Source organism: Sorangium sp. So ce381 (genome assembly GCF_051473845.1).
Classification (GTDB): domain Bacteria; phylum Myxococcota_A; class Polyangia; order Polyangiales; family Polyangiaceae; genus Sorangium; species Sorangium atrum.
This window is the reverse complement of record NZ_CP150336.1, coordinates 6,721,493-6,746,240: the sequence shown is the minus strand read 5'-3', so window position 1 is coordinate 6,746,240 and position 24,748 is coordinate 6,721,493. Positions and strand designations below refer to the sequence as shown.

Sequence of the window (24,748 nt, the reverse complement as noted above, 5' to 3'; positions counted from 1 at the left end):
TCCGTCTGACCAGGTCGTCCGAAGGCCGTGTCCACGGGCGCCTGGGGCGGCCGGAGCAGGACAGGGCCGGAGGCCGCGTCAGAAGCCGATCGTGTCCTCGACCTGCGCGGGCGGCTTCGTCCCCGTCGTGCGGCCCGTCGACGCCTCCCGCGGCGTGGCGCGGCCGCGCCCCTCCGAGGTGGCGCGCGGCGCCGCCGTCGCGCCCGGCCTCCCCGCTGCGCCGGTCCGGACAGCGCCCGCCGGCTGCGCGGTCGCCGCCGTGGCCGCCGGCTGCGCCGTCTCGGCCGCGGGCGTCGCGCTCGCGGGCTCTGCCGGCACCGGCGCGGCGGCGCTCGCTGGCGCCGGCACCACCGGCTGCGCCGGGACGGGCGCGGCCTGCCGGGCCGGAGCCTCCGACGAGGGGGTCACCTCGGCCGTGGGCGACCGTCTCGTTGCCAGGAAGACGACCGCCGCCACGAGCGCTCCGAACGCGAGCGCGGCCGCCAGGATGGCCGGCGCCCACCTCCGGGCCCCGTCCGTCCCCGAGGTCGCCATGCCGGCGAGCGTCCGCCCCGGCGCGCCGTCCGTCGAGAGCCGGGCGCCCGGCGCCGACGACGGCGGCGTGCCGGTCGTCGAGAGCCGCGCGCCCGGCGCCGGCGGCAGCGGCGTCGGCTCCCCGAACAGCACCGGCTGCGACGCGCTCCCGCGGTGGGAGCGCTCCCCCGCGGACGAGGGCTCGGTCGTGAACGCCGTGCGCCCGATCCCGAGGACCGCGCGCTCCAGCGCCTCCGCCATCTGCCGCGCCGACGCGAAGCGCGCCGCGGGATCGTGCGCCAGCGCCTTCTTCATCCAGGCGTCGATCGCCGGAGAGAGCTCCGGCCTCACCTCGCTCGGCGGCGTGAAGATCCCGGTGTGCAGCACCACCGACAGCGCGCCCAGCGTCTCGCCCCGGAACGGGACCTGCTCGGTGAGCGCGTGGTAGGCGACCACCGCGAGCCCCCAGAGATCCGCGCGGAAGTCGACGTGCTTCGCGCTGAGCAGCTGCTCGGGGCTCATGTAGAGCGGCGTGCCCAGCACGCTCCCGGTCGACGTCATGCCGAGCTCGCCGTGGACCCGCTTGGCCACCCCGAAGTCGAGCACCTTCACGAACAGCTCGCCCTCGACGTCGAGCAGGAAGATGTTGTCCGGCTTGATGTCGCGGTGGACGATCCCGACCTGGTGCGCCCGGCCGAGCGCCTTGGCCGCCTGCGACACGATCGTCGTGACCTCGACGGGCGGCAGCGCGCCCAGCCGCTGCATGCGGCTCTTGAGGTCCTCACCCTCGAGCAGCTCCATCACGATGAACGGCACCCCGTCCGGCGTGACGCCGTGGTCGAAGACCTGCGCGACGTGCGGGCTCTTGATCTGCGCGGCCGCCATCGCCTCCCGCCGGAAGCGCTCCACGAAGCCGGTCTGGTCCGCGTAGGCCGGCGCCATGAACTTCACCGCCACCTGCGTCCCGAGCGCGAGGTGATCGGCCACCCACACGCTCCCCATCGCCCCCTTCCCGAGCTCGCGCGCCAGCCTGAGCGTGCTCGTCACCTGCTGTCCGGGGTTCATCGGGGGTCCCTCTTCGATCGGCCGAGCCGACGGCCCTGGGGAGGCGTCCTGTGCGGGCGGCGCGGCGCTCTGGGTGTTGGCGCGTGTTGGCGCGTGTCGGAGCGTGTCGGCGCGCACAGCGTACAACAAACACCCCGGACCGTCACCACCGAGCGCTCGCGCCGCGCACCTGACGGGAGGTCTCGGATAAGCTGGCACCATGCGCGAGGGCACGCTGGTCGCAGGCCGGTTCGAGGTGCACCGCCTTGCCGGCGCCGGCGGGATGGGCACGGTCTACCGGGCGATCGACCAGCTGACCGGGCGCCCCGTCGCGCTCAAGGTCGCGCCCCCGGAGCTCGCCGCCCGCTTCCGGCGCGAGGCGCGCATGCTCGAGGCCGTGCAGCACCCGCTCATCGTGCAGCACATCGCGCACGGCACGGGCGACGACGGCGCCCTGTGGCTCGCGATGGAGTGGCTCGAGGGCGTCACGCTCGACGCGCGCCTCCAGGAGGGGGCGCTCCCCGTGGCCGACGCGCTGCTCGTCGCGCACCAGATCGCGGAGGCGCTCGCCGCGATCCACGCCATCGGGATCACGCACCGCGATCTCAAGCCGAGCAACGTGCTCCTGCGCGAAGGCAGGGTCGACGGCGTCGTCCTGCTCGACTTCGGCGTCGCCCGGGCGGCGGCGTCGACCTCGCTCGTCACGGAGGCCAGCTCGCTCGTCGGGTCGCTCGGCTACGTGGCGCCCGAGCAGGCGCGCGGCGACGCCGAGGTCGACGCGCGCGCCGACGTCTTCGGGCTCGGCGTCGTGCTCTTCGAGTGCCTCGCCGGCCAGCGCCCCTTCGCGGCCGACGACCCGCTCGCCGAGGTGTGCCGCATCCTCCTCGAGGAGGCGCCGCGCCTCGTCGAGCGGCGCCCGGACGTGCCGCCCTTCCTCGACGAGCTCGTCGCGCGCCTCCTGGCGAAGGACCCGGCGGCGCGCCCCGTGGACGGCCGCGCGGCGGCCGCCGCCCTCGCGGAGGCGCGCGCCCTGCTCGCGCGCGCGTCCAGCGCGGGCGCGGACGGCGCGCCGGCGTCGGTCACCGACGACGAGCGGCGGCTCGTCAGCGTCGTCCTCGTCGATCTGGGCGCCGCGGACCCCGAGCCGGCGAGCGATCGCGGCGTCGAGCGGATCGTCGCGGACCTCGCCGAGGCGTTCGGCGGCGAGCGCGTGCGGCTCCCGGGCGGCACGCGCATGGTGCTCCTGTCCTCGCAGACCGACGAGGTGTTCTCCGGCCGCGGCGGCGCCGGCACGATGGCCGCCTTCGACCTCGCGGCGCGCGCCGCGCAGTGCGCGCTCGCGCTGAAGGCGCGCCTGCCCGGGCGCCCTGTCGCGCTCGCCACGGGCCGCGCGCAGGTGGGCGAGCGCCTGCCCGCGGGCGACGTGATCGACCGCGCGGTCGCCCGCCTCCGCGAGGCCGAGGGCGACGTGCGCATCGACGAGGTCACGGCCGGGCTCGCGGCGCCGCGCTTCGAGGTGACCGGCGACGGCCCCTCGTTCCTGCTGAAGGGCGAGCGCGACGGCACCGAGCCCGAGCGCACGCTCTTCGGCCGCGTCACCTCGTTCGTCGGGCGCGACCGCGAGCTCGCGACGCTGCGCGGCCTCTTCGAGCAGAGCGCCGACGAGCCCGTGGCGCGCGCCGCGCTGGTCCTCGGCGAGGCGGGCATCGGCAAGACGCGCCTGCGCTGCGAGCTCGTCCGCGCCGTGCGCGAGCGCGACGCGCGCGCGTCGGTCTACGTGGCGCGGGGCGACCCCCTCGGCGCGGGCGCGCCGTTCGGCATGCTGGGCGAGATCGTCCTCGCGGCCGCCGGCTGCCTGCCCGGCGAGGCGCTCGAGGCGCGCCGCGTCAAGATCCGCGAGCACGTCGCGCGGGCCCTGCCCGCGCCAGCCGACGACGCCCCGCGCGTCGCCTGGTACCTCGGCGAGATCGCGGGCACGCCGTTCGACGACCCCGACGTGGAGCTGCGCGCCGCCCGCGGGGACGCTGTCGCCGTGAGCGAGCAGGCCCGCCGCGCCGTGCTCGAGTGGCTCGCGGCGCGCTGCGGCGAGGGGCCGGTCGTGGTGGTGCTCGAGGACATGCACTGGAGCGATCACGCCTCGGTCTCGCTGCTGGACGAGGCGCTCCAGGTGCTCTCGGATCGCCCGCTCCTCGTGCTCGGCTTCGCGCGCCACAGCGTGATGGAGACGTTCCCCGGCCTCTGGGGCTCGCGCGGGGTGCAGCACATCAAGCTCGGCGCGCTCAGCCAGCGGGCGGCCGAGCGGCTCGTCCGCAGCGTGTTCGGCGAGGAGCTCGCGCTGCCCGAGGTGGCGCGGCTCGTCGAGCACGCGGACGGCCACCCCTTCTTCCTCGAGGAGCTCATGCGCGCGCGCGCCGAGGGCCGGAGCGACATGCCGCCCACGGTCGTGGCCCTGATGCACGCGCGCATCGAGGCGCTGCCGGCCGAGGCGCGGCGCACGCTGCGGGCGGCGAGCCTGTTCGGCGGCAGCTTCTGGCCCGAGGGCGTGCGGCAGCTGCTCGGCGCCGGCACCTCGGCCGAGTCGCTCGACCGCTGGCTCAAGAGCCTGCTCTCGGAGGAGCTCGTCGCCCGGCGCGGCGTGTCGCGCTACCCGGGGCACGACGAGCTCACGTTCCGTCACGCCCTGGTGCGCGACGCCGCCTACGGGATGCTCACGGACGGCGATCGCGCCGCCGGCCACCGGGCTGCGGCGCGCTGGCTGCGCTCGGTGGGCGAGACCGACGAGCGGGTGCTGGCCGAGCACGCCGAGCGGGGCGGTGACGCCCCCACGGACGGCGAGGGCCTCGTCGCCCGCGGCCCTGCGCAGGACCGCGCGCGGGAAGGCAGCGGAGGCGGAGCCGGACAAGGGCGCCCCCCGGAGCGCAAATCAGAGCGTGAACGGAACGAAGCGCAAGGGGGCCAAGGTTGATGAAGTTACATTGACGTGATAACCCGCCGCCCAGAGCAGTGAGCATGGATTCGTCTGATCTGGGCACCGTCGGTCCCTACGAGCTGCTGTTGCAGCTGGCCAAGGGCGGCATGGCCGAGGTCTTCATCGCGCGTCGCGCCTGCGCTGCAGGCCGAGGGGACGCGGGCGGCGCGGGCGGCGCGGCGGGTGCGGGCTGCGCGGGTCTGGAGCGCGAGTCGCTCGTGGCGGTGAAGCGGATCCGGGCCGATCTGCGGTACGAGTCGAGCTATTCGTCCATGCTCTTCGACGAGGCGGGCATCGCGTCGCGCGTCGCGAGCCCCCATTTCGTGCCCGTCCTCGATTACGGTCTCGACGACGGGGCGCCGTACATCGTCATGGAGCTCGTCGTGGGGGTCACCCTCAAGCACCTCACCCGGGCTCCCGAGGCGCTCGGGGTCGGCGACGCGATCGAGCTCATCGCGCAGGCCGCCGAGGGGCTCCACGCGGCGCACGAGGCGCGCGACAGCTCGGGGGAGCTGCTCCAGGTGATCCACCGGGACATCTCGCCATCCAACGTCCTTGTCGGGGTCGATGGCCGGGCGTCCATCTGCGATCTCGGGCTCGCGTATGCCCTGCGCCGCACGACGCGGACGAAGACCGGGATGGTGAAGGGGAAGCTGAGCTATTTCTCGCCGGAGCAGGCGAACGCGCGGCCGCTGGATCGGCGCTCGGACGTGTTCTCGCTCGGGGTCGTGGCCTGGGAGGTGCTGGCGGGCAGGCGGCTGTTCGCCGGCAGCAACATGGTCTCGACCCTCCACGCCGTCCTGGAGCGCGAGGTGCCGCCGCTCTCGAGCGAGCGCGAGGGCGTGAGCCAGGCCGTCACGGCCGCCGTCGCGCGGGCGATCGAGCGCGATCGGGACGCGCGCTGGCCGACGGCGGCCGACTTCGCGCAGGCGCTCCGCGCCGCGGCCGAGGAGGAGGGGCACGCGGCGTCGCGCGACGCCATCGGCGCGCGGGTCGCCGAGGTGCTCCCGGCGCCGCTGAAGCCGCTCGCGCCGTCCTACGCCCCGGGCGGACCGCGGGTCACGAAGGAGATCATCGCCGCCTTGCAATCGATGCGCGCCGCGGCGTCGGTGGGCGAGGGGGAATCGGGCGGGCTCCTGGAACAGCGGCGGCCCTCGCGCGGCTGAGCCCGCTGCTGCGGTTCCGGCGTCCGCGGGGAGCCCGGAGCGTCGGTATGCGCTCAACACCATAATCTCGTTCAGCTGCACGACCGTGGTTCCGCGCCTGCTCGTGTTGACGCGTCGCTCCCGAGGAGCTCCGCCGGCCTTGTCTCCCTCGCGTCGGCGGACGCGCGCGGGACGGTCGATAGGCGTTGACATCCGGCATGTGAGCGTTCACATTGCAGAGGTATCCTTTCGCTTTGCTCTGGGTGGGTCGCCATGCGCATTGCGAGCTTCGTGGTCGGGTATCGGGTCGAGCCTGGTACCGGTCGCGTTCGGTCGTTGCGCAGAGGATTGCCGAACGATGGCGATCGGCGTTTCGCCAGGAGCGAGCCACCGGAGAGCGCGACAGACCTCGGTTGTTCCACGATTGTCGTGAAAAATCATGGATGCTGTTCACCGGTAGTAGCATCGGTGCGCAGGGGGTGGTCCGCGCGAGCGTAGCTACCTCCATGGTCGTGTCACCGCAGGCCACAACTATCCTGTCATCGTCGTCGCTGATGCCTGCATTGTGAGTCGTTTCCTTACCGTCCCGACAGGAGGCCCAATGGCGTTGATGACGAGAGGCGGTGGCGGGTGATGGAGGAGCAGTTCACGATGTTCCGGAGCCACGAGAACGTAACGCATCGCGCTCTCGGGCTACGTCCATGGCACGACGTGGGTGAGGGACTCGGCCTCATCAGGGATGGCCAGCCGCGCCCCGCCATGGAGTGGTTGATGGATTTTCTCGGCAGGTAGCAGAAATATATTCAGGCCGAACTGGCCACGAGCTGTCGCGATACGGGCGAGGGTAGACACCAGATCCCGCCTGCGCTCCACTTTAGCGTGCCCACAGCGGGCGAGGAGAGAGAACCATGGTTAGGCCCTCAGATCATGAGAAGGCGCGTCCTCGCCTAGGCTCTCGGTCAGCTGTCTCGATCGCGTTGATCGTGGCCAGCGGCTGCACCGGAGACCTGGGCGGATTTCGCTCCGACGATTCCACGCCGAACGACGACCCGCCGTCTGCCTCGACGGGCACGGGCACGGGCACGGGCCCGACGGACCCGGCCGCTTGCGAGGACGGCGAGGTGTACCCCGGGCGAGCACCGCTGCGGCGCTTGACGCGCTTCGAGTACAACAAGACCGTCCGCGACCTCCTGGGCGACACGACCGACCCGGCCTATTCACTGCCGAGCGAGGAGGTCGGGAACGGCTTTGGAAATGACGCGGACGTGCTGTCGGTCTCGAGCCTGCTCGCCGAGCAGCTGGGCACCGTCGCGGAGGGCATCGCCAAGCGCGCGACCGCCACCCCGGAGGCGCTCGCGAAGCTCCACCCTTGCGCGAGCAACGTGAGGGCGGAGGGCGAGGAGGCGTGCGCGCGCTCGATCATCGAGCGACTCGCGCCGCTCGCTTACCGGAGGCCGCTCGCCGCCGGCGAGGCGGACGAGCTCCTCGGGCTGTACACCGCCGGCCGGACGGACGCCACGTTCGACGCCGGCGTCGCGACGGTGATCGAGGGGCTGCTTCAATCGCCGGATTTTCTCTACCGCATCGAGTTCGGCACGCCCGACCCGCAGCGCCCCGAGCTCCGCCGGCCCACGGGCGACGAGATGGCGACGCGCCTATCGTACCTGCTCTGGGGCACGATGCCCGACGACGATCTGCGCATGGCGGCACAAGCGGGTGAGCTCTCGACCAAGGAAGGCGTGCGCCGTCATGCCGAGCGCATGCTCGAGGATCCTCGGTCCCGGGCCACCGTCCGGTACTTCTTCGACAACCTGCTCCCCATCAGCAGCCTCGCGGATCTCGAGCGAAACGCGGAGACGTTCCCGACCTTCTCGCGGACGATCGGCTCGCTCCTGCACGAAGAGACGCAGCGATTCCTCGCGCACGAGATCTTCGAGGAGAACGGCACCTGGGCGTCCATCTTGACGGCCCCGTACACGTTCATGAATGGACCTCTCGCGGCGTTCTACGGCGTCTCCGGCGTGACGGGCGACGAGTTCCAGCAGGTGCAGCTCGACACGACCCAGCGCCTCGGGCTCCTCACCCAGGCCGGTATGATGGCCGGGACGACGCACTCGAACAACACGAACCCCGTGGTCCGCGGCGGCTTCGTGCTCGACAAGCTGATGTGCCAGAAGATCCCGCTCCCCACCGGCGACATCCTGGCGAGGGTGAAGCCGCCGGAGCCGTACACCGGCAAGACGGCGCGGGAGCGCTTCAGCCAGCACAGCAAGGACCCGGTCTGCGCTACCTGCCACCAGTACCTGGATCCGGTCGGGTTCGCGCTCGAGAACTACGACGCGGTCGGGCTGTACCGCACGACGGAGAACGACGTCCCGATCGACGCGAGCGGCGGGGTCCCGGGCACGGACATCAAGGTGAACGGGCCGATCGAGCTGGTGCAGGGGCTCGCCCAGACCGAGGCCGTGCAGAACTGCTTCGCGACGCACTGGGCCGAGTACGGCTATGGTCTCACGCTCCGCGCCGGGGACGCTTGCACCAAGAAGGCTGTCACGGACGCCTTCAAGGCGTCCGGATACAATGTGAAGCAGCTCCTGATCGAGCTGACGCAGACGGACGCTTTCCACTACATGGCTGCTCAGGAGGAGTGAGGGTTATGTCGAACTTTCGTATGAGCCGACGTGCCGTGCTGCGCGGCGCTGGCGCCATCGCCATCGCGCTCCCCTGGCTGGAGATCATGGGCACCGAACGCACGGCGAGCGCGGCACCCGCCCCCGCCAAGCGTTTCCTCTCCGTCTACACGCCGGGCGGGACGGTGATGAACCGCTGGCGGCCGACCGGCACCGAGACGAACTTCACCCTGGGGCCCATCCTGTCGCCGCTCGCGCCGGTGCAGGACAAGCTGCTCGTCGTCGACGGCCTCGACATGAAGAGCGCGGTCGGTGAGCAGCACCAGGCCGGGATCATCGCCTGGCTCTCGGGCACGACCCAGGCGCCGAACGGCGGCTACGGGGGCGGACCGTCCATCGATCAGGTGATCGCCTCCCGGATCTCCGCCGGTCAAAAGGCGAAGGCGAGCATCGAGATCGCGGTGCGCTGGGCGACGGGGAAGTCCCACGGCCTGCTGTCACCCATGAACGCCGCGAATTTCGAGAGCACCGCGCCGTTCAGGCCGATCGCGCCGCGCCTCGATCCGACGGAGATCTTCACCGACCTCTTCGGCACGCTGGATCCCAGCGCCGGCAACGACGCCGCCCGCCGGCTCGCGCGAAAGAAGTCGATCCTCGACTTCCTCGACGGGCGCTACTCCGCCCTGTCCTCGCGGCTCGGCGCCGCCGACGCGCAGAAGATCGACCAGCACCTGACGAAGATCCGCGAGATCGAGAAGAGCCTCGACACCGCGGCGCCGGTCGAGACGAGCGCGTGCAAGGCGCCGACGAAGGTCGACACGTCCGACTACAACCCGCGCACGGGGCTCAGCGCGGACAACGACGGCAAGGTCAAGGACACCTCGACCGACGCGGCGATCCCGAAGGTCGGCAAGCTGATGATGGACATGCTGGTGATGTCGCTCGCCTGCGACATCACCGCGGTCGGCACGCTGCAGTGGAGCGACACCGAGGCGAAGCACACCTTCCCCTGGCTCAACCTGAGCGAGCACCACCATTTCTACCAGCACGACGGCGGCTTCAGGGCGGCCGAGTGCGAGCTCATCTGCAACTGGTATTCGAAGCAGCACCTCTATCTCCTGCAGGAGATGGCGAAGATCGACATGGGTGGACACTCGCTGCTCGACGAGAGCGTCGTCTTCTTCGGGTCCGAGCTCTCGGATCCGCCGAGCCACAACAAGTCGAACATGCCGTTCTTGCTGGCCGGCGGCGGCGGCGGTCTGCGCACTGGACGCTGGGTCCGGTACCCCAACCTCCCGCACAACAACCTGCTCGTCTCGATCTTGAACCTGTTCGGTGACAACCGGAACACGTTCGGCGACCCGAAATTCTGCACCGGGCCGCTCACGAACCTGACGTAGCCGTCGCAAGGACAGAGCGCCGGCCGGCGCAAGTTCAACGACGCCGGTCGGCGCAAGTTCAACGACGCCGGCCGGCGGTCCTCGACGTACAGGCTGGCGCCGTCACGCCTCCGTACCACGCACACCGAAGTGGAGGGCCGCGGGGATGCGAGCTCCGCTGGCGCCGTCGAAGTGATCGATCGAGAGCCTCCGAAGAGACACGAGACCTCGCGCCCAGCGCGCTACGGCGCGAGCGGCGCCCCTGCGACCTCGCCGTCGCTCGCGTCTGCGACGATCAGGCGAATGGAATCGGCGCAGAGAGCGAGCCCGATCCAAGGGACGAAGAGCCAGCGCATGACGGCCTGGTCAGGGGAAAGCGAAAGGAGACCCCGAGACGGACTGTGAGCGCTCACATTGTGGGTGTCAACGAAGATGGACCCGCGCGCGGCCTCTCATGGGCGAGCTCGTCCCCGGATCGCGCGCTCCAGTCGGCGCGCAGGGGAGTGGCCTCGGTCTCTTTGCCGTGCAGGCCAGGGCGCGCTTCACCGGGCAGCGCGCGGGCGGCGCGCTTCACCGGGCAGCGCGTGGGCGCTCCGTGGGCCGGAGCGCGTACGCGATGCCGCTCTGCAAGGTGCCCATCGTGACGATGCCGGTGAGGTCCGCGCCGAGCTCGATCAGGGCGCGCGCCACCTCGGGGCGGATGCCCGTGAGCACCACGCGTGCGCCGAGCATCTGGGCGGCGCGCGCGGTCCGCGTCAGCGCATCAGCGACGAGCGTGTCGACAGCGCGCACGCCGGTGATGTCGAGGATCGCGGTGTGGGCGCGCTGGCTGCTGATCCCGGTGAGCAGCGTTTCCATGATCTGCCCCGCGCGCGCGCTGTCCACCGTCCCGACGAGCGGCATGACCAGGACGCCGTCGGCGAGCGGGATGAGCGGTGTCGACAGCTCCCGGAGCGCCTCCTGCTGCGCGGCGATGATCTGCTCCTGCAGCGCGGCCCGCTCCGCCTCCGCGCGCCTCAGGTCGGTGTCCTCTCTCACGACGCCGCCGACGCCTACCAGCTCACCGCGCTCGTTGCGCACCGGGAACTTGACCGTGAAGAAATAGAAATTCTGGCTGCCGTAGTCCAGGACCTCCTGGTACCGCATGGCCTGGCCGCTCGCGAACACCTCCCGTTCCTTCTCCACGATCCGGTCGGCGACGCCGGGCGGCGTGGCGCCGAACTCATGCTCGTCCTTGCCGAGGAACTCGATGACGTGCCGCCCGAGGGCCCGCGCATAATGGCGGTTGAGGAACACGTAGCGCCCCTCGGAGTCCTTGATGAACATGACGTTCGGCGAGTTGTCCACGAGCTGCCGGAGCATCTGATAGCCCTCGTGCATCAGGCGCTCTCTCTGCCGCGCATCGTCGCCTTCATCCACGATGGCCGCGATCTCCCGGACGTCGCCTCGCTCGTCGCGCAGCACGGCGTAGGTCCACCGGCAGGTGATCGCGTCTCCCTCTCTCGTCCTGCCCGCGCTCGTCGTCGTCGCGAAGTGGCTCTCGCCAGGATCGTGGTTGAACGCCTGCACCTCCTCGGGCGACACCGGATCTGCGGCCACGAGCTCGGAGAGCCGGCGGCCGACGGCCTCGCCCTCGCTCCAGCCGAAGAGGCACCCGGCGGCGTCGTTCCAGCGCGTCACGGTGCCATCCACGCGCCAGTGGATCAGCGCCGGCACCTGCGTGGCGCCCAGCGGGAACGGCGCGTCGAGGTACGCCGCCGCCGCGCTGACCGACCCTCTCTCGCGCCCGAGCTCGCCGCGCCGACTGGCCAGCTCATTCTCCAGCTCCTCGACGCGCGCGCGCAGCGCCGCGCACTCGGCCTTGTAGTCGATCTCGTCATCGCCGCGCGCGGACGCCCCGCCCGGCGCGGGGATCCCGTCGAGCTGGCAGGGCCCGCCCGCCGGGCTCCCTGCTTCCGAGTCGTGGTCCCCCCCGGACGCCCCGTTCGCGTCCGCGTGTCCGAACGGTCCGGATGTCCGCTCGCCCCTGTCCCGACCCATGCTCGCTCCTCCCCGCGCTGATCCGCAAGCGCGCCGCCCGTCGTGCCGTAGTGTAACGGTTCCGCACGTCGATCTCGCCAGAAAGTCGACAAGGCCCACCGCGAGGCGCGCCTGCCGTCCCCCGCGGTGGCGATGGCCAGTGACGAGCGCTGCACCACCTCGCTGGGCCTATCGTCGAGCCGCCGGATCGCGTCAAGGCGCGCGCAGTCGATGGGACCAGAGACTAACTGTGTGAGTGCTCACTTTTTATGGGCCAGGCGAGGCTGCACCCCATCGGCGTCTGGCACGGGGGCGGTGGCGCACCTTCCAGCTCCGCCTCGGATTCCGCAGGAGCTCCTGCGGCTCGCGCTCGCCGGGAGCGCCGGTCGTGCGCCGTAGACTCAGTTCACGTTCTTCGACTCGATGGTCCATGCCCGGTCGGTGCACAGGCCGCAGCTCGCGCCGACGAACATGCCCTTGCCGGTCGCCCCCATGTCACCTTTCAGCTGCCAGCCTAGCCAGGCGACGCCGACCTTGCCGAAGACTCCGCCGTTGTCTTGGCCGTACGTGCCGCCGTGGCCCACGTTGGTGCTCGCAAGGACGGCGGGCACGCGGCTGGTGTTCCGGTAGTCCCGGGTCCCGTTCGGGTAAGCGACGTCATCGGGGCCGCCGAGGATGAACGCGATCGGCGCGTGGAGCGCATCGAGGATCTTCTGATCCGGGTTGATCATCCCGCTGCTCCAGATCACTGCGGTCGTCACGCGCGGGTCGCCGGCAGCACCCTCCGCCATCAGTCCGCCGCAGGACCAACCCATGACCGCGATCTTGTCGGCAGCCAGGCTCTGGTAGTACTGGCTGCACGCTCGCCCGTTCTCCTCGATCGCCCAATCCAGGGATTCGATCAGGGGCTTTCCCATGGCCTTGTAGTCGTCGACCATGGACCTCGAGCCGGAGCCGTTCGGTTCACCATCGGAGATCACCAGGTACCCGTGCGACGCGAGCTCGCCCAGAAAATCTGGGTTGGTGGTGCCGTTCAAGGAACAGCCGCCCTGTCCCCAGGCAACGATCGGGTACTTGTTGGCTCCGCCCAGGTCCTTCGGCCTGAAAATCGTGCGGCCAGACAAGCCGGGGTCCTTTTCGACCACGACCTCGTGTGAGCCGGTGAACGCGGCTCCCATGGCTCTCACGTTGACGGGCGTCGGGTCGGGGGTCTCGTCCGCGGGGTCACACGTCGCCGCGCCGCCCGCGCCTGCGCCGCCCGTGCCTGCGCCGCCTGCGCCTGCGCCGCCCGTGCCTGCGCCGCCCGCGCCACCGTTGCCCGCCGCTTCGCTGGAGCCGCCCGCCGCTCCGTCGGAGGCGCCCCCACCCGTCGGGCCACCGGTCGCGTCCACGCCGCCGCCGCTGCCCGCAGACGCAGCGCCTGTGGTCGCAGAGCCGGCAGAGCCCGCGGCTCCGCTCGAGCCCGCCGGGCCGCCAGCGGCCCCCGAGGAAAGCGAGTCGTCAGCGCCGCAGCCGAACAGAATCAGGGCGATGGCCGTTGCCGCAACTTGCGTCACTGCTTGCATCAAGGTCTCCTCTCGTGCGAGCGCTACGCTCACGGCGTGCTTCTGCGCCTGCTCACGGGCCCCTCCCGGAGTTGGTGTGAGCGTCCACAATTTTGGTGTCGACTCCGGCGAGGCTCACCGCCGGCAACGCCGCTCAGGCGAGCATGCCGTCGATGGGCCCGGAGCCCTTGCCCTCGCCGAAGTTCTCCGTCCACTCGGTCTTGTCCCGAACGGCGGCGGCGATGAGGCCGTTGAAGAGCCGGTTGTTCGTGACGTCTCCGGCGTCGATGTACGCACCCTGCTTCAGGTAGCCGCCGCCGCTTCCGGCGATGATCGTCGGCACGTTGCGGAAGCTGTGCGACGGGCCGTCCGATACGTGGTTCGTCCACATAAGGATGGACTTGTCGAACAGGTCGCGCGCCTTGAACTGATCGAGGCCGTGGAGCAGCGTCTTCATGCGGACCACGTCGATCTCGGCGTGTGCTTGCTCGGCCGTCGGGTTGTTGCCCGTAGCGGCGTCCGATTGCACACGATGGCTGATGTGGTGGAAGGGCCACCCGAGCTTCTCGTTCGACGGCACCGAATACCTCGTCGCATCCGTGCCGTCGCCGTGCTGCAGCGTCGCCACGCGGTTGAAGTTGCAGGCGAACGCCAGCGCCACGAGCTCGAGATGGAGCTTCGCGACGTCTTCGATCATGCCGTTCGTCTTGAACGCGAAGCCGCTCTTGAGCGCATCGAGCTCCGACGTCGAGAGGCCCGCCTGGCTGCAGGTGCTGGCCATCTCGCCCATCGTGACCTCGGCGTCGCGGATGGCGTCGAAATGCTGCTGGAGGCGCTTCTTGTCGGCGGAGCTCAGGGCCGACATGCGCATCAGGCTGTTCAGCTCCTCGCGCACGAAGTCGTTCGCGCTCTTGCGGCTGCGGATGAGCTCGTCGGCGACCTGCCCGCCGTTGCCGCCGCTGCTGCCGCCGCCGCTGTCCGCCAGGCCGACGAGCTTGGAGTAGAGCGTGTACGGGTTGTCGTCCGCAGAACGCACCTGCCCGGCGCCAGCGCCCTTGAAAGAGATGCGCTCGGCGATGTACCCGTTCCTGCGGTTACCGGCGTAGAGCGTGAGCGGCTCGGCGCCGCCTTCGTTCACCAGCTTGGCGACGACCACGTCCGCGGACACGCCGCCCGAGGATGCGGTGCTGCCGCCGCCCTGCGCCGGGCGCGCGGTGAGCGACTGACACAGGCCCTGCGCGTGGCCGCAGTTGGTGGGCCCCCCCATGGGGAAGTTGATGCCGCGGATGAACAGCAGGTTCGGGGCGTGAGGCGCGAGCACGTGCGTCGCCTTGTCCGTCATGGCGGCGAGCCCGTCGGTGGTGAGCTGGCCAGTCTGGTCCGGGAAGAACTTCTTACCCACCACGCCGCACGCCGCCACGATGTAGAGGCTGAACACGGGCGCGCTGTCCGCGGCCCAGGCGGAGCGCGACGGCAAACCCTCGAGGAACGGAAGGGCGATGGCGACGCCGCCCGCGCGCAGGAACGCGCGTCGATTCATGCCGCGCCGGTGTGCTGTGCTCGGAGGAGCGAGGTTCATTGCGATCTTCGGGTTCACAGCGTACCTCCCATGTGAGTCCGGAATGCGTCGTTCTTCACGAGCTCGAGCATCATTTCTTTCACCGAGCCGCTGGCGCCGCGGCTCACCTCGGCGAGCGTCTCGACGAGCGGCAAGTCCGACGGGACGACGTCGCGCTGGAGCGCGAAGCTCGCGAGCTTCTTGGCGTAGCAGAGGTGAGCCTGCTCGCCCTCCGCCATGTAGTGCATCAGCTCGCCGGCGTCCCCGAACGACTTGGTCCCTTCGGAGAACGCGTAGACACCGCTGCTGTCGATCGGCAGACCTCCGTTCTCCTCGTCCCGATATTGCCCCATGCCGTCGAAGTGCTCGAAGGCGAAGCCGACGGGGTTGATGAGCTGGTTGTGGCACGAGCCGCCGCAGCCGGAGGTGAGCCGCGTGATGCGTTGACGGTTCGTCTGCCCGGGCTCGAGCGGCGGGACCGGCGGAATGTTGGGGGCCGGCGCGCCGAGCGGCGCGCACAGCACGTCGAGGTTGATGCTGACGCCGCGGTGGATCGAGTCCGACTCCTCGTTCAGGGCGTTCAGCGTCAGGTAGGGGAGCTGCGAGAAGAAGCCGACGCGATCGGGACCGAGGTCTCGCTCCACGAGGCGGCTCCCGCTCGGCTCCAGGCCGTAGAGGCTCGCCATCCCCGGCCCCACGAAGCCCTTGGTGGACGTGAGGATCTCCTTGACCCCGAGACCCTCGGTGAAGATCTTGTCGAAGAACAGGTACGCGCTCTCCTCGTACTCCGCGTTCAACGATTCGTTGTAGTTCGGCACGCCGAGCTTGCTGATCGTGGAGTAGCGATCGAAGTGGAGCAGCTCGCTGTGGAAGTACCGCATGCCCTTGACCGCGGTGGGCTCCTCCAGCATGGTCTTGGCGACCGCGGCGATCGCCTCCGGCGTCGTGAGCGTGGGCGCCTTGTCGAGCAGCTCGTCGCCCGGCGCGGCGTCGCGCAGCCAGAGCGAGAGCTTCGCCGCGACCTCGTAACCATCGAGCGGCTTGCGATCTTCGCCGAGCTCCGTGCGGTAGAGGAAGTGCGGCGACTGGAGCATCGTCCGGATCACGAGCTGCGCGCCCTTGGCGAACGTGCTCTTCGTGCCGGACATCGCCGCGCCGGTCTCGAAGAGCTCCGAGTACCTGGCGATCTCGTCGTCCGTCAGCGGACGGCGATACGCACGGCGCCCGACGGTTTCGATGAAGCCGGTCTCGTCCGTACCCGGGTAGACCCTGGCGAGCGCCGCATCCGAAGCCGTCACCTCCTCGGCGAGCGCCTCCGCCGCCGATTGGTAGTCGCTCCACGAGCGCTGGTTCACGCTCAGCAGGTGCTCGTTGTTCGTGAAGTCCGTCGTGCCGGCGACGGGTTTCTCGAACGCGTTGGACAGCGACGAAGGAGCGGCGAGATTCAGAACCACCTGCACGCTGCTCGCCCACTGCGAGTTCGTGAGGCGCACGAACCGGTGGAAGTTCGGCGCCCCCGGCATGTCGATGCCGCGCGCCACGCCGCCGGTCGGAACGGGGTCGCCGCCGCCCGGAATAGGGTCGGCGCCGCCCCCATCCGGGTCGCCCAGGGCGCCCGTGCATCCCGCGAGCAGGAGCGCTGTGACGCAGAGCCCCGCGCCGAGCGCCCTCCTGCTGCGCGGCAAGCCGGTCATCGAAAAAGACGGTGGGGTCATCATTGCCTCCTGATCAAGCTCGGGTGACAAAGCAGTTATTCAGCGTCGTTACAATGCAACCATCATCCAGGAACTGTCGTGTTCATCAGAACATCGAGAAATCCATGCCTCGAAGGGACCGCGTTCGCTCCACGGCCTGCGGGAGGCCGCGTCGACCCCACACGGCTCGCGAGGTTCACTTGAGCGACTGGAAGAAGCGCCAGGCTCGCCCGCCCGCGCCGGACGGCACGGAGTGACCGCCGGGGTGCGTGCAGTACACGAGCGGCTGGCCCTCCTTGCAGCCCTGATACTCGACGCACGAGTCGCCGAAGCTCGACCGCATCGTGGTCGCCTGGCAGCCGTTCCGGCCCCGCCAGAAGTCGCGGGTCGACTGTCCCAGCTGGGGGGACACGGTCGTGTCGGTGTCGCCTTGCGTTTGAATCAGCGCGTGCGCGGCGCTGGCGTCGCTGCACGTGGGCTGCGATGCATTGGGACCCCATCCGGCGACCGGAGCGAGACCGCGGAACACGGACGACCGCTCACAGCCGAGCGTGTTCGTCATGAAGCCACCCTGGCTGAACCCGACCGCGAAGACGCGCTTCGTATCCACGCAGTAGCTCGCCTTGGCGTGCTCGAGCATGGCGTCGAAGAACGCCAGGTCGGCGTCCAAGCGCGCCCTGTTGGCGCTGGGCGGCGGACCGCCCCAGTTGGAGTCTGCAGTACCCCACTGCGATTGGGTGCTCGGAGGCCTGGATTGCCCATCCGCCGGCAAGCCCTGCGGGTAGATGAGCAGCGCCTGGTTGTTGGTCTCCTGGATGAGCTGAAATCCGCTGTTGTCGTGCGCGGCCCACACGTTGTTCATGTTCAGGCCATGGATACCGAAGACCAGCGGCAGCGGCTTGCTCGGGTCGTAGTTCTCCGGGACGTGAATCAGGTAGTAGCGCGTCACCCCACCGACCGTCAGCGTCTGCTGCGTGCGAGGGTCGGGGCGCGTCACGGCTTTGCCGCAGCCCACCGAGCCGCCGCCGCCAGGGTCCATCGAGCCGCCGTCGCCAGCGCCCGTCGAGCCGCCGTCGCCGGTGCTCGTCGAGCCGCCGTCGCCGGTGCCCGTCGAGCCGCCGTCGCCGGTGCCCGTCGAGCCGGCGGCACCGACGCCGGCCGAGTCGCCGCCCGTGCCGCCGGAGCTGCTCGCGCTCGCGGCCGTGCCCGCGCCGCCGCTCCCGACGGCTCCTCCGCCCGACGTCGCGCCCGAGGTGGTGGAGCCGCCGCTCGTGGATGTGCCGGAAGAACCACCAGCACCGGTGTCGACGGGATCCGCGTCCGACGAGCAAGCGGTCAGCGCCGTCGCCACGCCCACGGTCAAAAGAACGCTCAGCCCGAAACCAGATCTACGCATACGGAAACCACCTCGCCAACTGCTGCTCGTCGGTGGCACGGGCGATCGCGGGTCCTCCGCCACGCTCGCCCGGCCTGTTGATGCAGGCATCATGCGCCGGGCGTCGCCGGGCCGATCACGTCCTCAATAGGTCGAGAACAGGCTCCAGAGGAACTTGGGCGCGAACGCGGGCCAGCCATGATTGGTGTTGCTGTAATTCGGGTCTCCGTGCTGGCACCAGTAGACCGGATAGCCCTCGTCACAGCCCTGAGCCATGACGCAGTTCGAGAGATCGTCCGTGTACCCCTCGACCGGCGTCGTGCTCGCCTGGCAGTGGTTCAGATCGTTGTAGAAGTCGCGCGTCTTCGGGCCGTTGTCCGTCCCGACCACCGAGTCGCGCTTTCCGTGGATGACGACCGCCGTGACCTGCCCGGTACACTTTCGGGTGTCGGCGTTGAGCGGATACTGCTGTACGTTCTTGGTAGCGCACGGGCCTATCGCGCGCAGCTTGTCCGCGTGCTCGCAGCCGAGGATGCTCGAGAAGTCGCCGCCCGAGCTCTCGCCCGCCGCGAACACGCGGGCCTTGTCGATGCAGAGGTTGGCCGTGATCTGATCGTAGAGCGGCTGGAAGAATGCGACGTCGTTCGCCCCCCAGCCCGAGCTGGGGTTGGCCGGGTGAGGGTAGACGCGGATCCAGGCTTCCTTGGGGCCGGTCGCCTCGAAGCCCGCGTTCTGCTCTGCCCAGTTGATCGGGTTGTTCGTCGGGTTGAACATGATCATCACCGGGTACGGCTTGCTGGCGTCGTAGCCGGTCGGCAGCTTCACGTAGTACTGGTGACCCGACACGGTGAGCGGGCTCTGCGCGCTGCCCGTCTGCGGATTGGCCTTGCCGCAACCCGTGCTCGGCTCCGGGGGCACCTTGCCTCCCATCGATCCGCCCGAGCCACCGGCTCCTGGCGAACCACCGCTTCCGCTCGTTCCTCCTTCACCGCCCGCTCCACCCGCGGACGCGCCGCCGTCGCCGGTCGTTGTGCCGCCGCTGGTCGTTGTGCCGCCGCTGGTCGTGGTGCTGCCGCTGCTGACTGAGACGGCGGCCCCGCCCGTCCCGGGGTTGGGGTCGTCGCCTGACGAGCTCGCGCCGCCATCGACGCTACCTCCGCAAGCCGAGAGGGCGCAAGAGCCGGCCAGCGCTGCGAACAATGTGGCTCGAACGAGTGTAGGTTGGTTCGTCATTCGAATACCCAGGCGCGATTTTTCCCTCACCGGCGGTGTTCTACGAGGCGCGCCCGCAGGGTGAGGTTGTTTCCAGTTGATTGAAGGATTCGAGTCCGACGGCAGAGCCAGGATTCAGCGAGCTTGCGCGACTTTGATGTAAACAAGCCGTCTCGCTGGATTTTCGCTCGCCGCGCTCGCGGCAAGGTGTTCATTGTGATCGTTCACATCATCGATGTCAACTCCTGTCGACGGGACCGCGGGTATCCTCGAGCCCAAGGGAGGACATGGCTGGCGTGGCTCCTCCGACGAAGCGGCGCGTCAAGCGGGGGCACCGGCCGCGGACCAGTGGAGGGCGTCAATTTTGTTTGACGCCCAGAATGTGATCGTTCACGGTGCGCGCTCGGGGGTCCTGCTGTTTTGCCTTGGCCGTACTGCGGAACGTGCCATTCGTCCCGGGCTCAGGATCGGGCCTCTGCACTGGCTCTTTTCGCTCGGTCGCCGCGGGCGCGAGGAAGGATGAGGTCGCGGCGGCATCGCTCGTTTCGCGCCGGGCGCGAGGCCTCACCTGCGACCTGCGCGCGCACCGCGCTCCGCATCGCGTGATCGCGCAAGACTGCTGACGTCGTATTTGAGCAGGCACACGGGCCCCTATGCGCGAACCGGTGGCCCAGTAACCTGGCTCACGGCGTCGCGCTGGGGGCTGCGGGGCTCTGTGGGCGCCGGCAGCTCGCTCGTGACGTGAACTTGGTTGGTGTCAGTGCATTTTTCTGCGATCTGTGAACAAGCCATCGAGTCGCGCGCCAAGAGGCCTCGGAGAACCACGAACGCTGAGCAGCCCGCCCAGAACGGGCTGATCTCGTCCCCGGAGTGAGCATGACGACACGTCGATTCCTTTCGTCACTGGCCTGCATCGGTTGCGCGCTGTCGCTCGCCGCTTGCGGGAGCGATGATGCCGGCAGCGGCGCCGCCTCCACCGGCCAAGGTGGCGGCGGCGCCAGCGCGCCGGACGCCGCCTCTGGCGGTCCCGGCGGGGGGGCTCCTGGGGACGCCTCGGCCAGCGCGGGAGGCCAAGCGGGCGCCGGCACGGGCGGCGAGGCGCCCAGCGGCGGGACGACGGCGGCCGGCGGCGAAGGCGGCGCCGCAGGGACGGGCGGGGCGGGCGGGGCGGGCGGTTCAGACGAATTCGAGCCGGTGACCATCTCGTTCGGGACCACGCTCGATCCGCGCACTCAGGTGCTCGAGGCGCGAGCGCTCGCCGAGTCCGTCGCCGATCCCAGCTCTCCGCAGTGGCGCGCCAAAGGCGACCAGCGCAGGACGTACCGCTTTCCAGAGGCGGGCGCCGACGTTCCTTACCGCGTCTGCGTCCCGAATCGCTGGGACGGCACGTCGAAGTTGCCCCTCGTGATGTTCTTGCACGGCGCTTCGAACGACGAGAGCTCGTACCTGGATCAGAACAACAAGCAGATGGTGAATCTGGCCGACCAGCATGGCGTGCTCCTGGTCTCGCCGCTCGGCTATCAGGGCGCCTACGGCAACTTCCTGCGGCTGCCGGCCGTGTTCGGGCAGCCCGAGGAGGCGGAGAAGCTCCTGGCCATGCGTACGCCCGAGCGAGAACGCGACCAGGAGCTCAGCGAGAAGGACGTCATCAATGTCCTGGAGCTGGTGCTGCACGAGTACCCGATCGATCGCAGCTCGATGTTCCTCACCGGACACTCGATGGGGAGCGGCGGCACCTGGTACATCGGCGCGAAGTACGCCGACTACTGGAAGGCGCTGGCGCCCATGTCCGGACCCTTCGTCCAGGAGTCGGGCTATCCGTGGGACCGGCTGCGCAATGTGCCCATCTTCGTGACGGAGGGGACCCGCGGCACGCCTTCCCTCACAGGGAGCCACGCGCTGCGCGACTGGATGATGGCTGGCGGTTACACGATCACGTACAAGGAAGTCGACGCCGACCATCCAGGGATGGTTCCGCTCGTGCTGCCCGACGTCTTCGACTTCTTCGACCGTCAGTAGCCTCCGCGCTCCTCGCGCGCCTTCACGTCGCTCGGAGTAAGCGGCGGCGCTCTCCGCATGCGCGCCGCCGCCGGAAAGTTCCAGTTCTCACGGTCCAACGTCCGTGCCAGCGTCCTCACCTCGGGCCTGAGGATACCCGCGGGCGGGTCGATTGGGTTTGACATCGATCATGTGATCGCTCACATTGCCCCGGAGCAGTATCCTTTTCCTTCGTCTTGGGTGGGTCGTCGTGCGGACCGAGACCTTCGTCCTTCGATGGATCTTGGCGCCGGTGCCGTTCGCTCGGCGGCGCGCCGCGGGCGGCGGATCGGCGCACCGCATGTCGCCGGCTGTCGGGCTGCCCCCTCGAGACGGCGCGATCTCTCGTGATCAGGTTCGTGTGCCAGCTCACGAGTTCTCGTCGTGGTTGAATCGTCCAGCGTTGAACGGTTGCGGACCGCATGCAACAGGCAAGATCGACCCGCGCTCGATGACGGAGTGAACAGGACGATTTCCGTTGGATGGTAGGCGCACTGACAGCCACGCTGAGCTGGCCGCTCGGTCGCCAGCGCTTGACCAGGAGAGGGAGAGAGGGATGACCCGACCGTCTTTTTCGATGATCCTCCTGTCACGCTGGAGGCGGGCGCTGTGCGGTACGGCGCTCCTGCTCGCGGGGTGCACGGGCTCCCTGGGCGCCCAGGACGAGGGCGACGGCCCCTCGCCGGGCGGCGCGGCGGCGTCGCAGGTCGCCGAGCGGAGCATGTTCCCGCGGCTGAGCCACGCGCAGTGGGAGAACACGGTGCGCGACCTCCTGCGCCTCGACGACAGGCCCGGTCTCTCGGCGTCCTTCACGAGCGATCCGCTCGGCGGCGTGTTCGACAACAACGAGGCTGCGCTGCTGGTGACACCCGGCCTCTGGAGCGACTACCAGCGCGCCGCGGAGGAGCTCGCGGCGATGGTGACCGCCGACGAGGGCAAGCTCGGAAGGCTCGTGCCCGCGGACCTGCCGGCCGAGCCGGAGGCCCGGGCGCAGGCGTTCGTCGAGCGGTTCGGCGAGCGGGCTTTCCGGCGCCCCATCACGGACGACGAGCGGGGTGCGTACCTCGCGCTGTTCCACCGCGGCAAGGAGCTCTTCGAGGGCGAGGAGCCGTTCGCCGCCGGCGTGCGCGCGGCGCTCGAGGCGTTTCTGCAGTCGCCCCATTTCGTCTACCGGGTCGAGCGCGGCGCCGGGCCGGCGAGGGGCGGGCTCATCCCGCTGAGCGGCCATGAGATCGCGGCCAAGCTCTCGTACCTCTTCTGGAACACGATGCCCTCCGACGAGCTCCTCGAGGCGGCGAAGGCGGGCGAGCTCTCGACCCGCGAGGCCGTCCGCGCCTACGCCGGGGGGATGCTCGAGGATCCGCGCGCCCGCGAGGTCGTCCGCGCGTTCCACCGGCAGCTCTACGATTACGAGCAGTACCACGACCTCAACAAGGACCAGGCGCTCTACCCCGAGTTCGTCCCCGAGATCGGCGACGACATGCAGCGCGAGGCAGAGCTCTTCGTGGATCATGTCGTCTTCGAGAGGGAGGGTGGCCTCACCGAGCTGCTCACCTCGCGCACCGCGTTCGTGAACGACCACCTCGCGGCCGTCTACGGCATCGAGGGCGAGTTCTCGGACGAGTTCGAGCAGGTGGAGCTCGACGGGGCGGAGCGCTCGGGGCTGCTCACGCGCCTCGGCTTCCTCGCGGCGAAGGCGACGGCGCGGCAGCCGGACTCGATCCACCGCGGCGTGTTCGTGAACCTCAGGATCCTCTGCGCCGCGCTGCCGCCGCCGCCCGACAACGCGACCTCGCTGCCGCCGGGCGAGCTCGCGACCAACCGCGAGCGCGTCGAGGCGCACACGGGCAAGGGGACGTGCGGCGCGTCGTGCCACGGGGTGCTCATCAACCCCGCCGGGTTCGCCTTCGAGCATTACGACGCGATCGGCAAGTACCGCACGACCGACAATGGCGCGCCCGTCGACTCCGCGGACGTCTACACGCTCGGCGGCCAGCCGAGGAGCTACGCGGATGCGGTCGAGTTCAGCCAGCTCCTCGCCGAGAGCAGCGAGGCGCACGCGTGCTACGCGCAGCGCTGGATCGAGTTCTCCCACGGCCGCGGCGTGCGCGCGGAGGACCGGGCGCTCGTCAAGGAGCTCGGCGAGGCGTCGCGCGGCGGCGCCGCGACCAAGGAGCTCCTCCTCCAGATCGTCTCCTCCACTCCGTTCCTCGCTCGCGTTCCCGCGGAGGCGCCATGATCACCCGACGACGTGTGCTTCGAGGCCTCTTTGGCGTCACGGTCGCGCTCCCGTTCCTGGAGACCTTCGCCTCGCGGCGCGCTTCGGCCGGCACGGGCGACGTGCCGCCCTTCGCGATCTTCATGCGCCAGGCGAACGGCGTGGCGCAGGCGACGAACGACGAGCCCGAGATGTTCTGGCCCAGCGAGACGGGCGCGTTGACCGCCGCGTCGATGGAGCGGGACAGCGACCGCGCTGTCAGCGAGCTCAAGGACCACGCGAGCAAGCTCATCATGCTGCGCGGCGTGGATTTCGCGTTCAAGGGCAACGGGTGCGGCCACTCCGGCGGCGGCAACCAGTGCCTCACGGCCGCGCGCGTGTCGGACCAGCCGGCGGGCAACGAGTCGCTGGCGATGGGCGAGTCGATCGACAACCGCATCGCGACCGAGCTCAACCCGGCGGGCGTCGAGCCGCTGACGCTCTATGCGGGCAGGATGGCCGGGTACATCAACGAGGTGCTCTCGTACCGCGGGCCGAAGCAGCTGCGCGCCGCCGAGCGCAACCCGGCCAACGCGTACCAGAAGCTCTTCGGGCTCGCCGACGTGGACACCGAGGTCCAGCAGTCGCTGGTCGAGCGCCGCACCAGCGTCAACGACCTGGTGCGCGGGGAGATGAAGGCGCTCATGGGCCGGAAGGACATCAGCAAGAGCGATCGCGAGCGGCTGCAGCTCCACTTCGACAGCATCCGCGACCTCGAGGTCGCGCTCGCGTGCAAGCTCCCGGAGATGCAGGTCGACGAGATGGAGGCGATCTCGCCGAACGTCGGCAAATCCGAGAACGTGGAGGCCGTCACGCGGATGCAGATGGACATCATCGCGCTCGCGATGGCGTGCGGCGTCACGCGCGTGGCGACGCTCCAGGTGGGTGACGGCAACGACGGGACCGAGTATACGATCCACGGCGTCCGGCAGAAGAGCTACCACAAGATCTCCCACCGCATCGACAGCGACGGCACCTCGGGCCCGCCGATCGAGGGCGCTCAGGAGCTGCACCACCAGATCGACCGGATCCACGCGCGGCTCTTCAAGTACCTGCTCGATCGGCTCTCGTCGTACGAGCTCGGCTCGGGGACGCTCCTCGATCACGGCGTGGCGGTGTGGCTCAATGACAACGCCGACAAGTACCACGGGTACCGGAAGGTCCCGTACATCCTCGCCGGCGGCGCCGCGGGCTACCTGAAGACCGGCCAGTTCGTCGACGTCAAGATCACCAACAACAAGCTGCTCAACACGATCGGCGCGGCGGTCGGGTGCACCAACGGCCAGGGGGGCCCGCTCGACGACTTCGGCGACGAGAGCCTCGAAGGCGGGCTCGTCGAGCCGATCATCGCCTGAAGAAGCAAAGAATCGAGA

At 70.1% G+C, this 24,748-nt stretch carries 14 protein-coding genes; 7 read left to right on the top strand and 7 right to left on the bottom strand.

The window, feature by feature from the left end; genetic code table 11:
• Nucleotides 1–78: 78 nt before the first annotated feature.
• Nucleotides 79–1,578: a serine/threonine-protein kinase gene (locus WMF29_RS25010; protein ID WP_437322657.1), complete on the bottom strand. Its 1,500-nt coding sequence runs from the start codon at nt 1,576–1,578 to the stop codon at nt 79–81.
• A 199-nt stretch (nt 1,579–1,777) separates the two neighbouring features.
• Here WMF29_RS25010 and WMF29_RS25005 point away from each other — a divergent pair, with 199 nt between their 5' ends.
• The 4 genes from WMF29_RS25005 to WMF29_RS24990 all read left to right on the top strand — a co-directional run bounded on the left by WMF29_RS25005 (nt 1,778) and on the right by WMF29_RS24990 (nt 9,700).
• Nucleotides 1,778–4,522, top strand: coding sequence for a protein kinase domain-containing protein (locus tag WMF29_RS25005; protein ID WP_437322656.1), 2,745 nt, complete (start codon nt 1,778–1,780; stop codon nt 4,520–4,522).
• Nucleotides 4,523–4,566: 44 nt separating this feature from the next.
• Nucleotides 4,567–5,691: a serine/threonine-protein kinase gene (locus WMF29_RS25000; protein ID WP_437322655.1), complete on the top strand. Its 1,125-nt coding sequence runs from the start codon at nt 4,567–4,569 to the stop codon at nt 5,689–5,691.
• 962 nt (nt 5,692–6,653) lie between these two features.
• Nucleotides 6,654–8,321: a DUF1592 domain-containing protein gene (locus WMF29_RS24995; protein ID WP_437331166.1), complete on the top strand. Its 1,668-nt coding sequence runs from the start codon at nt 6,654–6,656 to the stop codon at nt 8,319–8,321.
• A 35-nt stretch (nt 8,322–8,356) separates the two neighbouring features.
• Nucleotides 8,357–9,700, top strand: a complete 1,344-nt coding sequence (locus tag WMF29_RS24990) for a DUF1552 domain-containing protein (RefSeq protein WP_437331165.1) — start codon at nt 8,357–8,359, stop codon at nt 9,698–9,700.
• Between the two features lie 549 nt (nt 9,701–10,249).
• Here WMF29_RS24990 and WMF29_RS24985 read toward each other — a convergent pair.
• The 6 genes from WMF29_RS24985 to WMF29_RS24960 all read right to left on the bottom strand — a co-directional run bounded on the left by WMF29_RS24985 (nt 10,250) and on the right by WMF29_RS24960 (nt 18,799).
• A complete protein-coding gene (locus WMF29_RS24985; RefSeq protein ID WP_437322654.1) occupies nt 10,250–11,719 on the bottom strand; it encodes a PAS domain-containing protein in 1,470 nt (489 codons plus the stop codon).
• A gap of 380 nt (nt 11,720–12,099) precedes the next feature.
• The gene (locus WMF29_RS24980; protein WP_437322653.1) at nt 12,100–13,263 is read right to left on the bottom strand and encodes an alpha/beta hydrolase family protein; all 1,164 of its coding nucleotides are present in this window, start codon (nt 13,261–13,263) and stop codon (nt 12,100–12,102) included.
• Between the two features lie 133 nt (nt 13,264–13,396).
• Complete coding sequence (locus tag WMF29_RS24975; protein WP_437322652.1) at nt 13,397–14,782, bottom strand: DUF1552 domain-containing protein; 1,386 nt, start codon at nt 14,780–14,782, stop codon at nt 13,397–13,399.
• Nucleotides 14,783–14,835: 53 nt separating this feature from the next.
• Nucleotides 14,836–16,494, bottom strand: coding sequence for a DUF1592 domain-containing protein (locus WMF29_RS24970; protein ID WP_437322651.1), 1,659 nt, complete (start codon nt 16,492–16,494; stop codon nt 14,836–14,838).
• Nucleotides 16,495–16,690: 196 nt separating this feature from the next.
• Nucleotides 16,691–17,890 carry an alpha/beta hydrolase family esterase gene (locus tag WMF29_RS24965; protein WP_437322650.1) on the bottom strand — a complete coding sequence of 400 codons (1,200 nt, stop codon included), beginning with the start codon at nt 17,888–17,890 and terminating at the stop codon, nt 16,691–16,693.
• A 123-nt stretch (nt 17,891–18,013) separates the two neighbouring features.
• Nucleotides 18,014–18,799, bottom strand: a complete 786-nt coding sequence (locus WMF29_RS24960; RefSeq protein ID WP_437322649.1) for an alpha/beta hydrolase family esterase — start codon at nt 18,797–18,799, stop codon at nt 18,014–18,016.
• A gap of 1,158 nt (nt 18,800–19,957) precedes the next feature.
• Between WMF29_RS24960 and WMF29_RS24955 the strand changes: the two genes are divergently transcribed.
• The 3 genes from WMF29_RS24955 (at nt 19,958) to WMF29_RS24945 (ending at nt 24,730) form a co-directional block, all read left to right on the top strand.
• Nucleotides 19,958–21,100 carry a hypothetical protein gene (locus tag WMF29_RS24955; protein WP_437322648.1) on the top strand — a complete coding sequence of 381 codons (1,143 nt, stop codon included), beginning with the start codon at nt 19,958–19,960 and terminating at the stop codon, nt 21,098–21,100.
• A 574-nt stretch (nt 21,101–21,674) separates the two neighbouring features.
• Nucleotides 21,675–23,357 (top strand): DUF1592 domain-containing protein, encoded by a 1,683-nt coding sequence (locus tag WMF29_RS24950; RefSeq protein WP_437322647.1) that lies wholly within the window; start codon nt 21,675–21,677, stop codon nt 23,355–23,357.
• Entirely contained in the window at nt 23,354–24,730 is a 1,377-nt protein-coding gene (locus tag WMF29_RS24945) for a DUF1552 domain-containing protein (RefSeq protein WP_437322646.1), read from the top strand. The genes WMF29_RS24950 and WMF29_RS24945 overlap by 4 nt, the downstream gene beginning before the upstream one ends.
• The last annotated feature ends 18 nt before the right edge of the window (nt 24,731–24,748 follow it).